The sequence below is a fragment of the Nocardia nepalensis genome, from assembly GCF_048910785.1.
Lineage (GTDB): Bacteria > Actinomycetota > Actinomycetes > Mycobacteriales > Mycobacteriaceae > Nocardia > Nocardia nepalensis.
In genome coordinates, this window is the sequence record NZ_JBKBET010000003.1 from 384,994 (window position 1) to 396,980 (window position 11,987).

At 67.0% G+C, this 11,987-nt stretch carries 15 protein-coding genes; 13 read left to right on the top strand and 2 right to left on the bottom strand.

The window, feature by feature from the left end:
* The first annotated feature begins 190 nt into the window (after positions 1-190).
* The 9 genes from ACHQ4I_RS02320 (at position 191) to rraA (ending at position 5,652) form a co-directional block, all read left to right on the top strand.
* On the top strand, positions 191-841 hold the full coding sequence (locus ACHQ4I_RS02320; RefSeq protein WP_420769961.1) for a DUF6474 family protein: 651 nt from the start codon (positions 191-193) through the stop codon (positions 839-841).
* Positions 842-848: 7 nt separating this feature from the next.
* Positions 849-1,448, top strand: coding sequence for a hypothetical protein (locus tag ACHQ4I_RS02325; RefSeq protein ID WP_420769962.1), 600 nt, complete (start codon positions 849-851; stop codon positions 1,446-1,448).
* A 41-nt stretch (positions 1,449-1,489) separates the two neighbouring features.
* Positions 1,490-2,149, top strand: a complete 660-nt coding sequence (locus ACHQ4I_RS02330; protein WP_420769963.1) for a YcnI family copper-binding membrane protein — start codon at positions 1,490-1,492, stop codon at positions 2,147-2,149.
* A gap of 50 nt (positions 2,150-2,199) precedes the next feature.
* Positions 2,200-2,739 (top strand): copper resistance CopC family protein, encoded by a 540-nt coding sequence (locus ACHQ4I_RS02335; RefSeq protein ID WP_420770173.1) that lies wholly within the window; start codon positions 2,200-2,202, stop codon positions 2,737-2,739.
* Positions 2,740-2,752: 13 nt separating this feature from the next.
* On the top strand, positions 2,753-3,691 hold the full coding sequence (locus ACHQ4I_RS02340; protein ID WP_420769964.1) for a copper resistance D family protein: 939 nt from the start codon (positions 2,753-2,755) through the stop codon (positions 3,689-3,691).
* A 58-nt stretch (positions 3,692-3,749) separates the two neighbouring features.
* Positions 3,750-4,208: an SRPBCC family protein gene (locus tag ACHQ4I_RS02345; RefSeq protein WP_420769965.1), complete on the top strand. Its 459-nt coding sequence runs from the start codon at positions 3,750-3,752 to the stop codon at positions 4,206-4,208.
* A 44-nt stretch (positions 4,209-4,252) separates the two neighbouring features.
* Positions 4,253-4,633 carry a DUF5313 family protein gene (locus tag ACHQ4I_RS02350; RefSeq protein ID WP_420769966.1) on the top strand — a complete coding sequence of 127 codons (381 nt, stop codon included), beginning with the start codon at positions 4,253-4,255 and terminating at the stop codon, positions 4,631-4,633.
* Positions 4,634-4,695: 62 nt separating this feature from the next.
* Entirely contained in the window at positions 4,696-5,061 is a 366-nt protein-coding gene (locus ACHQ4I_RS02355; RefSeq protein ID WP_420769967.1) for a DUF5313 family protein, read from the top strand.
* A 102-nt stretch (positions 5,062-5,163) separates the two neighbouring features.
* Positions 5,164-5,652: a ribonuclease E activity regulator RraA gene (gene rraA / locus ACHQ4I_RS02360; RefSeq protein ID WP_420769968.1), complete on the top strand. Its 489-nt coding sequence runs from the start codon at positions 5,164-5,166 to the stop codon at positions 5,650-5,652.
* A 13-nt stretch (positions 5,653-5,665) separates the two neighbouring features.
* Here the strand turns inward: rraA and ACHQ4I_RS02365 are convergent, their stop codons facing one another.
* Complete coding sequence (locus ACHQ4I_RS02365) at positions 5,666-5,887, bottom strand: RNA-binding S4 domain-containing protein (protein ID WP_397040006.1); 222 nt, start codon at positions 5,885-5,887, stop codon at positions 5,666-5,668.
* Positions 5,888-6,031: 144 nt separating this feature from the next.
* On the opposite strand from ACHQ4I_RS02365, the gene lysX reads away from it, so the two are divergent.
* The 4 genes from lysX to ACHQ4I_RS02385 all read left to right on the top strand — a co-directional run bounded on the left by lysX (position 6,032) and on the right by ACHQ4I_RS02385 (position 10,994).
* On the top strand, positions 6,032-9,412 hold the full coding sequence (gene lysX, locus ACHQ4I_RS02370) for a bifunctional lysylphosphatidylglycerol synthetase/lysine--tRNA ligase LysX (RefSeq protein WP_420769969.1): 3,381 nt from the start codon (positions 6,032-6,034) through the stop codon (positions 9,410-9,412).
* Between the two features lie 81 nt (positions 9,413-9,493).
* Positions 9,494-9,724 (top strand): hypothetical protein, encoded by a 231-nt coding sequence (locus ACHQ4I_RS02375; protein WP_420769970.1) that lies wholly within the window; start codon positions 9,494-9,496, stop codon positions 9,722-9,724.
* Between the two features lie 196 nt (positions 9,725-9,920).
* Entirely contained in the window at positions 9,921-10,538 is a 618-nt protein-coding gene (locus ACHQ4I_RS02380) for a histidine phosphatase family protein (RefSeq protein ID WP_420770174.1), read from the top strand.
* A 132-nt stretch (positions 10,539-10,670) separates the two neighbouring features.
* The gene (locus ACHQ4I_RS02385; protein ID WP_420769971.1) at positions 10,671-10,994 is read left to right on the top strand and encodes a hypothetical protein; all 324 of its coding nucleotides are present in this window, start codon (positions 10,671-10,673) and stop codon (positions 10,992-10,994) included.
* Between the two features lie 77 nt (positions 10,995-11,071).
* Here ACHQ4I_RS02385 and ACHQ4I_RS02390 read toward each other — a convergent pair whose 3' ends face one another.
* Complete coding sequence (locus tag ACHQ4I_RS02390) at positions 11,072-11,971, bottom strand: cutinase family protein (protein ID WP_420769972.1); 900 nt, start codon at positions 11,969-11,971, stop codon at positions 11,072-11,074.
* Positions 11,972-11,987 lie beyond the last annotated feature (16 nt).

Sequence of the window (11,987 nt, forward strand, 5' to 3'; positions counted from 1 at the left end):
TATCAGCAGTCGAGCAACGATTGATTTCCTGCCGACTCGACCCTCGGGAGCGAGTCTTAGCGGCCGCAATCCGATACAGCGCGGCAAAATGACACAGGCTAGGGTAACTGCGACACGTGTGACATGGGGCGGACGAACGTTCCCCGACGTTGTACTGCCATGGCGAACCCAGCATGACGGAGGGCCTTCGATGGGGTTGTTCACGAAGCGCAAGCGGCGGCCGAGCCGCAGGGCCGAGGCGAAAGCACTCAAGCACAAGGCCGCCATGGAAGCGAAACTCAGCGCCAGGAACGACCGCAAGGCCCGGCGCGCGGAGGCCCGCACCCAACGCAAGGTCGCCAAGGCCCAGATCGCCACACTGCAGGCGGAGGAGAAGGCCGCACTGAAGGTGGCCGCCAAGGCCGAGCGGGATCCGTTCAGCGCGAGCCAGGTCCGCAAATACCTCGGTGTCGCCCGCGTCCTCGTGCCCGTGCTCGCGCCGCTGGCCTACCGCGCCGCGACCTTCATCCGCGGCCAGCTCGATACCCGTCGGGCGCATCAGCTCGGCATCGGCGTCGAACAGCTCGGTGATTTCAGCGGCCACGGCGGTCGCCTGCAGGCCAGGATCACCAATACCGAAGCCGCCCTTGACAAGGTCGGCGCGCAGTCCGGCGACAAGTCGAACAAGGGTGAGACGCAGAAGTTCGTCGCCGCCACCCAGGATCGGCTCGGCAGCCTGACCGCCGCGATTCGGACCGCCGAGCAGATGCCCGCGCCGCGTCGCCGCGCCGTGCACGCGTCGATCTCGAGCGAGCTGTCCGGTATCGAGGCCGACGTGCTGGCGCGCCTCGGCGTCAACTGAGTCAGCGATGCGTCCCGGCCCGTCCACCGGCAGCCTGCGTGGCTGTGCGGTCGGCGGCATGGCCGGGGCGCTCGCCGTCGCCGCGCACGGTGTGGCGGGCGGTGGATTTCCGGATTCGGCCGAGTCGGCACTGCTGCTGGTTGTTTCGGCGCTGATCGGCTGGGCCGCTGGTCGCGGTGTGGTTCGGCTTCGCGCACCGCGACGAGGCAATCGCGCGTGGGCGGTCACCGGATCCGGTCGAGCGGGTTTACTGGGTTCGCTCGCGATCGGACAGCTCGCTGGGCATGCGGCGTTATCGGGGCTGATCGGCCATTCCCACACTCACCATCCGGGCTCGACCGTTCCACAGTTCGATCTGCCCCAGACGTATCTGCCCACCGGCTGGATGCTGGTGGCGCACCTCGTCGCGGCACTCGGCTGTGCCGCTCTGATCCTGCTGGCCGAGCGGCTCTACGCGGTGGCCTCCAGCGTCATTCACGCGGTGACGGCCGCCGGATCACCGCCCGAGGCCACCGGTCCGATCCGCTGGTCGAATCCGATTCCCCGGCTCTACAGCTTTCATCCGAACGGCGCGATCGGTCCGCGCGCGCCACCGGTGTCGGCCTGACCCGCCACACCAAACCCCTTCGGATAGAAAGCACTTCACCTATGCGCACGCAGATCTCGCGCGCCTGCACGGCCGCGACCGCCGCAGGCCTGGTTCTCCTCGCCGGTGGCACCGCCTCCGCACACGTCAGCGCCGACGCACCCGGCGCGACGCAGGGCAAATATGCGGTGATCACCTTCAAGGTCCCGACCGAATCGGAGACCGCGAACACCACCGAACTCACCATCACCCTGCCCAACCTCAAGAGCGCCCGCACCGAACCCATCCCCGGCTGGAGCTCCAAGGTCGACCGCAATGACAAGGCCGAGGCCACCACGGTCACCTGGACCGCCGACCCCGGCGCGCCGGGCGTGCGCCCCGGTCAGTTCCAGCGCTTCGTACTCTCGGTCGGCCCGCTGCCGACCCAGGCCGAGATCAGCTTCCCGGCCACCCAGACCTACAGCGACGGCAAGGTCGTCAAGTGGGATCAGCCCATGGGCGCGGACGGCTCCGAGCCCGAGCACCCGGCGCCGATGCTCACCCTCGCGGCGGCCAAGGGCGGCGACGGCGCTGACGACCACCACGTCGACACCGAGTCCGCGGCCGAGAAGTCGAACGACACCGACGACACCGCGCGCTGGCTCGGCGGCATCGGCCTCGCCCTCGGCCTGCTCGGCGTCGCGCTCGGTCTCGGCAATGTGATTCGCGGACGACGGGCATGAGCGGCCGGTCGGCGGGCATGACCGCGAGATCGACGGGTCCGTCCGCGACCATGCGCCGCCTGGTCGCCGGGCTCGTCACGGGGCTGCTGTTGCTGAGCGTGGGCGCGCTCGCCGCCGGACCCGCCGCGGCGCATTCGGCACCGGTCAGCAGCGTGCCCGCCGATGGGGCGAGCGTCGAAACCGGTCCGGAGCGGGTGAGCATCACCTTCAACGAACCGCTGCAGACGAGCTTTCCGGCACTGACCGTGGTCGGCCCGGACGGCAACCTGTGGTCCAAGGGCGATCCGACGGTGGACGGCCCGACGGTCAGCGTCGCGGTCGGCGAACTCGGCCCGACCGGGGTCTACAAGATCGGGTACCGGGTCACCTCCGCCGACGGGCATCCGGTCAAGGGCGAGCTGACCTTCACCCTCACCAAGGCGGGCAATGGCACGCCGGGCCCGAAGGCCAACAGCCAGAACAATTCCGGCGGCAAGGACGACTCCGGTGGCGTCCCGTTGTGGGTCTTCATCGTCGGCGCTGTCGTGCTGTTCGGCGGTGGCCTCGCCTTCGCGCTGTTCGGCGGTAGGGGCCGGAAACCGCAGCGGTGAGAAGAGCACACGGATGAACAAGGCGCACGGGACGACCGGCGGCGGAAATGCGCAAGCGCTGCTGCTGGCCGTCCCGGCCGGGTTACTCGGGGTGGCGCTCGCGCTGATCCTGGCCATTCCGGCCCCCGCCCAGTCCCAGGGCATCGTCCGGGTGATCGCGGACTGTGCCGGGGCGACCGTGCTCGGGCTGGCCGCGCTGCCGCGGCTGCACGATCGGCTGCGGCCGCCGTGGCGCACGCTCGCGGTACTGGCCGGGATCTGGTGTGTCACCGAATTCGCGGTGCTGGTCTTCGAGGCGGCCGCGGTCGTCGACGTGCCGGTCGGCAAGCTCAGCGGCAGGCAGTTCGGGAACTTCCTGGTCGAGATCAGCGGCGGTCAGGTCGGCATCGCCGTGCTGGTAGGCAGCGGTGCGGTCGCCTGCTACTCGGCGCTGGCGTTCCGGCGACCCGACACCGCGTCGGCCGATCTGGCGCTGGTCTTTGCCGCGGTGGCGCTGGCGCTGCGGCCGATCATCGGACATATGTCGCAGCAGCCGTTCGGTTCGGTGCTCGCGGCGGTGCACGCGCTGGCGGCGGCGGCCTGGTTCGGGCTATTGGTCGCGCTGGCACTGGTGGTGCGCACTCGCGGTGAATGGGCGGTGACGCTGCCCCGGTATTCGGCGGTGGCGCTACCGCTGGTCGGCGTCGTTGCGGTGACCGGCATCGTCAACGGACTGGTGCGGGTCGGCGGGATCACCCCGTTCGTCACGACCGGCTACGGACGCATTCTGCTCGCGAAGACCTTCGTGCTGGTCGGTCTGCTGGCGCTGGGCTGGTGGTGGCGGCGCAAGTGGGTACCGCTCGCGACCAGTCACCGGATGCAGGCCGAATCCTCACTGCGGCGGGCGGTGATCGAGGTCGCGGTGATGTCGGTGGCCTTCGGTTTGGCGGCAACGCTGGCGGTCACCGGCTGACGCTTGCAAATGCAAGCGCGAGCTGCTGGGCAAATGGTAACCCGTTACAGTTGGGGCCATGACCGAAGTGAAGATCGTCGAGGACTGTGCGGCGTCGGCCGAAACCGCGTTCGCGTATGTCAACGATTACCGGAATCTGTCGCGTTTCATCACCGAGATCCAGGACTTCACCCCGCGCACCGAGCAGGTGGAGGGCGTCGGCGCGACCTTCGACGGCACCATCAAACTCGGTCCCGCCTCGCTGCATTCGCGGCTCGAGGTGGTGCGCTGGGAGCAGAACTACGCGATCGCGGTGAAGTCGATCAAGGGTTTCGAGATCGAGTCGACCTTCCTGTTCCACGACAAAGGCGCCGACCTCTGCACCGTCGACGCGATCGTCGACTACCGCGTGCCCGGCGGCATCGCCGGAAAGGTGCTCGGCAAGACCATCGAGCCGTTCGTGAAGATCGCGGTCAAGCACTCCACACACAACCTGACCACCCAGATCGCCGAATTCCACGCCAGCAGGCAGAGCTGACCCGAACTTGTCCGGATGCGCCCGAACGGAGGATGCTGGGCAGCATGGCTGAACGCACGACGCCGACGCTGCCCCAGCGCATCGGCTACATCTGCGGGCGCACGCTGCCGCCGTCGATGTCGGCGTGGGTGCTCGACGACCTGACCGGACCGGGTGCGGCGCGGCGCTACCTGATGCGCTTCCTCATTCCGATGATTCCGGTGCTGAGCCTGTTTCTGCTGGTACCGGGGCCGAAATGGATGGGCTTGGCGATGATGGCCCTGCTGTACCTGCCGCTGATCTACTTCACCGCGGCACTGATGTACGTCTACCGCAGGTCGCGTCTGGTCAAGCACGGCCTCGATCCGGCGCTGGCCGATTCCACCGCCAGCAAGCGGGCGGAATCCGAGCGTCTGGCCTACGAACGTCGCCACGGTCGCGCCTGATCCCCCTGCCGAATATTTGCCGAACCTGGCGGTGACGCATCTCACAGGCATAGCCTGGACATATGAAACGCCCCACGATAGGCCAGCGGATCTCATACGATCTCGGCCGCGAGCTCCCCGAAGAGCTGCACGAGTGGGTCATCCACGACCTCGTCGGGCACGGGGCCGAGTTGCGCTATCTCGTCCGGTTCATTGTTCCGTTCATCCCGCTCTTGCTGGTCCCGCTGCTGTTCCCCGGGCCGATCGCGTTGAAGATCGGCGTGATCATCATGATGGCCGTGCCGCTGATCGTGTTCACCGTGGCACGCAGCTACGTCTGGCGCCGCTATCGGATGAGGCAGCACGGCCTCGATCCGGAATGGATCAACCACAACAAGATGCGCGAAACCGAGCGAATCAAGTACCAGATGCACTACGGGCACCGCTAGCGACAAGCAGGTCGCTCCAGATAACGGTGTCGCACCAAGGGCACGGGCAGACCAGGTGGTCCGTTCGGAGTCGACTCGGACCCGAACTCTAAGCTGACATCCGTGACCGAATCGCAGAACACCATTGCCACCGCGGACCTCGCCGACGAGATCGGCCCCGAAATCCGTAGCTGCGATACGCAGTTCATCCAGTTCGGCGGGCGCGCGGCGTTCTCCGGGCGCATCACCACGATCCGCTGCTTCCAGGACAACCTGCTGGTCAAGCAAACGCTGAGTGAACCGGGCAATGGCGGCGTGCTCGTGGTGGACGGCGGCGCGAGCGTGCACACCGCATTGGTCGGCGACATCATCGCCGGACGCGGTGTGGCCAATGGCTGGTCCGGCGTCATCGTCAACGGCGCGGTGCGCGATTCGGCGATCCTGCGCACGCTCGATATCGGCGTCAAGGCGCTGGGCACCAACCCGCGCAAGAGCACCCAGACCGGCACCGGCGACCGCGATATCCCGGTCGAATTCGGCGGTGTCACCTTCGTCCCCGGCGACATGCTCTACAGCGACCACGACGGCATAGTGGTCCGCGCCGAAGACTGAGCCGAGGACCGACCTAAACCGCCGCCACCCTGGCCTTGTGACCGGCGATCGCCACAATGTCGCCGACATGTAGTTGCCGTCCGCGACGTAGTTCCACCTCCTCGTTCACCCGGACCAGTCCGGCGGCGATCACGGTCTTGGCCTCGGACCCGGAATCGATCAGATTGGCCAGCTTGAGGAACTGACCGAGTCGAATGACGTCGTCATCGATCGGCACATCGACTGCATCGGACATGGGATACATCCTTACTCCGTGTGGGCGGAAGGCGAAACGCCAACCCCCGGCCTGACGATCGACACACATGAGCGACGCGCCGATAACCGACATGCCCGGGAGGTCTTCGAGCACCAGTACGGCGGCACCGTACACACTGGTGCTGTGACTTCCACGCACGCCCGGCAACACATCGACACCGAACCACCCTCGGACAGACCGGCACCACCGGTACCGCATCGCGGACACGGACGGCTGCGCGAGGTCCCGCATATCGCGGGTCTGACCCTCGGTGTATTCGCCGTGCTCTGCTTCCTGTGGAGCCTCTCGCCCGGACTGCGCTACCTGACGCATGTGCCGCGTCGCTACGTCGACCTGTACTACTTCGACGCACCGGACACCAGCCTGGTGTGGGCGCTGGTGGTCGGACTGCTCGCGGGAGCCACGGCCAGCCGCAAGCGGATCGCCTGGTGGTTGCTGCTCGGCTATATCGCGCTCTACGCCCTGGCGAACGTGCTGGAATTCGCCGACGAAGGCAATATGCACGCGCTGGTGGCCGCGGCCGTACAGCTCGCCGCGATCGGCGTACTGCTCGCATCCTGGCGGGAGTTCTACACCAAGGTGCGCCGGGGCGCGGGCTGGAAGGCATTGGGCGTGCTGGCCGGTGGCCTCGCGGTCGGCTGTCTGCTCGGCTGGGGCCTGGTGGAGCTGTTCCCAGGCTCGCTGCCCCGGGGCGTGCAGCGGCCGCTGTGGTCGATCTACCGGGTGACCGCGGCGGTGCTGGTGGACAACGAACACTTCGACGGCCACCCGCGTCCGATCGTCAACTTCCTGCTCGGCCTCTTCGGCGCCATCGCATTGCTGGCCGCGGTGGTCATCCTGCTGCGCTCGCAGCGCGCGGGCAATGCGATGACGGGTACCGACGAATCCGCGATCCGCGGTCTGCTGGAACGCTCCGATGTCGAGGATTCGCTGGGGTATTTCGCGACTCGGCGCGATAAGGCGGTGGTCTTCGCGCCGAGCGGCAAGGCGGCGCTCACCTACCGGGTCGAACTCGGAGTCTGCCTTGCCAGCGGCGATCCGATCGGCATCCGCGAGGCCTGGCCGCAGGCCATCGACGCCTGGCTGCGACTGGCCGACCAATTCGGCTGGGCGCCGGCGGTCATGGGCGCCAGCGAACTCGGTGCGACCGCGTACCGGCGGGCCGGGCTCTCGGCGCTGCGCCTCGGTGACGAGGCCATTCTGGACACCAGGTCCTTCTCACTGGCGGGCCCGGAGATGAAGCAGGTTCGTCAGGCCGCGAACCGATTGCGCAAGCACGGGATCACCGTGCGGATCCGCCGCCATCGCGATATCCCGGCCGAGGAATTCCGGCAGGTGATCGCCCGCGCGGATGCCTGGCGCGATACCGAGACCGAACGCGGCTTCTCGATGGCGCTCGGGCGGCTGGGCGATCCGTTGGACGGCGACTGCCTGTTGGTGGAGGCGGTCAAGCCCGCCCGCCTGCCCGCCACCACCCTCAGCGGAGGGCCTTCGGCTGGCCCATCGCAACCCGAGGAGCGGGTGCTCGGCATGTTGTCGCTGGTGCCGTGGGGCCGCACCGGCGCCTCACTCGAGCTGATGCGCCGAGATCCGCACGGCCCCAACGGCGTAATGGAGCTGATGATCTCCCAGCTCGCGCTGACCTCCGAACAGCATGGCATCACCAAGGTTTCGCTGAACTTCGCGGTGTTCCGCTCGGTCTTCGAGGAGGGCGGGCGCATCGGCGCGGGTCCGGTGCTGCGCCTGTGGCGCGGTGTGCTGCTGTTCTTTTCGCGCTGGTGGCAGCTGGAGGCGCTATATCGGTCGAATGTGAAATATCAGCCGTTCTGGGTGCCGCGGTTCTTCCTATTCGAGGAGCGCAGACAACTACCCCGGGTCGCCATGGCCAGTGCGCTCGCGGAGGGCTTCCTACCGCGCTTCGGCAAGGAACCCGACACCATCACCCACACCGGTCTGCACAGCGCGGTACCCACTGGCATCGCCGGACTGCACGCCGACGGCAGCCCGCCCGATCTGCCGGATATCGTTGGCGTGGAACAGCTTCCGCGTCGCCCGGAGCAGGTGCGGGTGCGCATGGACAAGCTGGCCCGGCTCACCGCCGCCGGTGTCGACGCCTATCCCGTCGCCTATCCCCCGACGCATACCGTTGCCGCAGCGCGTCGTTCACCGCGCGGCACCACCGTGCGGGTCTGCGGTCGGCTGTTGCGCATTCGCGATTACGGTGGCGTGATCTTCGCGGTGGTCCGGGACTGGACCGACGATATCCAACTGGTCATCGACCGCGATCGGGTCGGTAGCGAGCGCAGTGCCGAATTCGGCGAATTCTTCGATCTCGGTGATCTGATCGAGGTCAGCGGCCAGATCGGGCGCAGTCGCCGCGGCGAACTCTCGCTGCTCGCCGCGGACTGGCGGATGATCGGCAAGTGCCTGCACCCGCTGCCGGATAAGTGGAAAGGTCTATCCGATCCCGAGGCCAGGGTGCGCCAGCGCTACGTCGATATGGCGATCAATCCGGAGGTCCGCGAGTTGCTGACCAAGCGCACCGCGGTGGTGCGCTCGCTGCGGGATTCGTTGAACGCCTGGGGATATCTCGAGGTGGAGACCCCGATCCTGCAGAAGGTGCACGGTGGCGCCAACGCGACCCCGTTCCACACCCACATCAATGCCTACGACCTCGATCTGTATCTGCGGATCGCGCCGGAGCTGTATCTCAAGCGGCTGTGCGTCGGCGGCATGGAGAAGGTGTTCGAGATCGGCCGAAATTTCCGCAACGAGGGCGTGGACTTCAGCCACAATCCGGAGTTCACCAGCCTGGAAGCGTATGAGGCGCATGCCGATTACGAGCGGATGATGCACCTGGCCCGCCAGCTCATTCAGAATGCCGCGCTGGCGGCCAATGGTGCGATGGTGGCGCTGCGACCCAATTCGGACGGTTCGTTCGACCAGGTGGACATCTCCGGTGAGTGGGCGGTGAAGACCGTGCACGGGGCGGTATCGGAGGCGCTGGGCACCGATGTCACGCCGCAGACCGCGCTCGACGAGCTGCGCGAACTCTGCGATAAGGCGCAGGTGCCCTATCAGCACGGCTGGGACGCCGGACAGGTCGTGCAGGAAATGTACGAGCATCTGGTCGAATCCCAAACGCAGGAGCCGACTTTCTACATCGACTTCCCGACCTCGGTCTCCCCGCTGACACGCGCGCACCGCAATATCCCCGGCGTGACCGAGCGCTGGGATCTGGTCGCCTGGGGCGTCGAATTGGGTACTGCCTACAGCGAACTCACCGATCCGATCGAACAGCGCCGCAGGCTCACCGAACAATCGATGCTGGCGGCCAACGGCGATCCGGAGGCGATGGAACTCGACGAGGACTTCCTGCAGGCGCTCGAGCATGCGATGCCGCCGTCCGGCGGTTTAGGGATGGGTGTGGACCGCATCGTGATGCTGATCACCGGTCGCAGCATTCGCGAGACGCTGCCGTTCCCACTGGTGAAGCCGCGCTGAGTTCCGTTTGCCGTATTCGCCCGCTAACGTTGAGTATTCGGCCCCGGGAGGAGGCCGTTACCGACGTAGATGGGGACGCATATGTACCTTGACCTGCTGACCAACACGACTCTGCTGGACCCGCAGCTGCTGGCGAGCGCGGACACCTGGACCAACTCGGACACCCTCGCCTCGGCGATGGAGTTCGCGGCCAGGAGAAAGAAGAGCGGCAGCAGCGGGCTGCTGATCCTCGGCGGCATCTGCTGTCTGGTCGTCATCGCCCTGATCGTCGGCGGCATCTACCTGCTCACTCAGCGTAAGAAGCAGCAGTAGGCCATACCTGACGAACGGCCCGGCTCGCATTTCGCGAACCGGGCCGTTTCGGTATCTCCGGGCGGCTGCCGCCTAGATGGCGGCGCGTTCGGAATTAGGATCGGTCGGGATGCTGACCGCAAAGGCGGCGGTAGTCGGCGAGGTACTGGTTCACCCTGATATCGGTGGGGAGTTCGGATACGGCAGAGTGGGCGGGGTGCAGTTGATTCTGGTTCGTCATGCTCAGCCGGTGCGGTTGTCGAATACGGTCGGGCCCGCCGATCCCGGGTTGGCGCCGGTGGGCATCGAGCAGGCCGAGCGGGTGCCCGCGGCTTTGAGTCAGCATCGGATCAGCCGGATCGTGAGCAGTCCGCAGCGCCGGGCGCTGGAGACGGCCGGGCCGACCGCGGCGAAGCTCGGGCTGCCGGTGGATGTGATCGACGATCTGGCCGAATACGATCGGGATCTGCCCGCCTACATTCCGATCGAGGACGCCAAGGTCGAATTCCAGGCCGTCTATGAACGGATCAAGTCCGGGCATCTGCCCGAGCAGATCGACGGGCCGGCCTTCACCACGCGGGTGCGGGAGGCCGTCACCTCGATCGCCGCGCATACCGATCCCGCCGATACGGTGGTCGTGTTCGCGCACGGCGGGGTGATCAATGTGATCCTGCAGGATGTGCTCGGCCTGGCGCGGCCGCTGACCTTCCCGATCGACTACTGCTCGATCACCCGAATCCTGTTCTCCCGCAGCGGCCGCCGCACCGCGGCCACCATCAATGAGAACGGTCATGTCTGGGATCTGTTGCCGCGCAACATTTCACAGCAACCCTGACGGTTGTTCACAGACTCGGGCATTCACAGCCGACTGCCAGATTGATCGCACCCCGCTCCCAGCGACGGAGCCTTCTATTGGTCGGGTGAGCCGCCACTGCAGCGCTCACGATCGAGAGAAAGGAATTCCGTTTTGCTCTCCACGACAGCGACATTCAAGCGGCGCTTCGCCCGGGTGGCGGTGGCCGGTGCGTTGGTCTCGATTCCGCTCGGCGCGCTCGCCGTCACCGCCTCCGCGGCCGAGCCCGATTCGTCCGCGGCCCAGTCCGTCTCGGATCCGATTCCGTTGGAAGGCACCGATATCGGCCGTCCGCATCACTGGTCGGACGAGTTCCCGGACGGGCCGGGGCCGCGGGTGGAGTTCCGCGGGCCGGACGATCGGCATTGCCCCGGCGATGGACCGCACGTCTTCTTCCAGCACTTCCGGCCGCCGACCGGTTCCGCCGGTAGCAGCTAGTCACGGATCGTAGAAAGCGAAAGGCCACCCCTCCGTCCGGAGAGGTGGCCTTCGCTATGGGTATCGAGGGCCTGGAATCAGGCCATGCCCGCAATCCAGTTGTGCATCCAGGTGATTGCGGTCTGCCCGCCGCCCACCGGGTAACTGCCGTAGAGCGTGTGCGCCTGCGAACGGTAGAACCGCTCGAGATCCTTGGCCCGCTGCTGGTTCGCGGAATCGGTCAACTGCGACTGCAGTGTCGGGATGCCGCCGAACGACATCAGGTCGTTCATGATGGCGCCTGCCTCGAGCTGGTAGCGCCAGATGTTGGCCGGGTTCGCCTCGGAGGTCTGCGCGAGGAATCCGGCGAAGCGGGTCACGAAATCATCGGTGGCGGTGGCGCAGTAGAGATCGTCGACCGCGCAGATGGTGCGGGTGCGATCGCTGAGCCAGCCGAAGCCGCCGACCCGAGGGCCACCGGCGCCCCCGCCCTGCGCGATCGGACCGACCTGAACGTCGGTGGGCGAACGGCGCGGATCGGAGATGAGGCCGACGCCCGCGATCCGATCGGCCGGAATCGGGCTCAGGCCGGTGCCGATCTCGGCCGCGAGATCACCCGCGGCATCCGCGCCCTGGCTGTAGCCGACGAGCGCGATCTTGGTGCCGCCGCAGCGCTGCGCCATCGAGACCGCCAGACCGCGGGCACGATCGGTCGCTTCCTTCTTGGACGCACCGTAGACATCGCCCTCCCAGGGGAATGCGGTCGCGGCGTACGTCACGTAGTCGACGTCCACCGATCTGGGCAGACCGTCGGTGACGCCGGCCAGCATGCCGGGCTGCGGCGTCTTATCCTTTCCGGTCTCCCAGGTGCCGGGAACCGCCACCACATAGAGGCTCGGGCAGCCCGGATCGGCCGTTACCGAACCGCTACCAAGGACCACGCCGGATGCAACAGCCGCGCACGCACCAAGTGCGGCGGCAACCTTCTTCAACCGCATACTGCTCCAGTTCAAA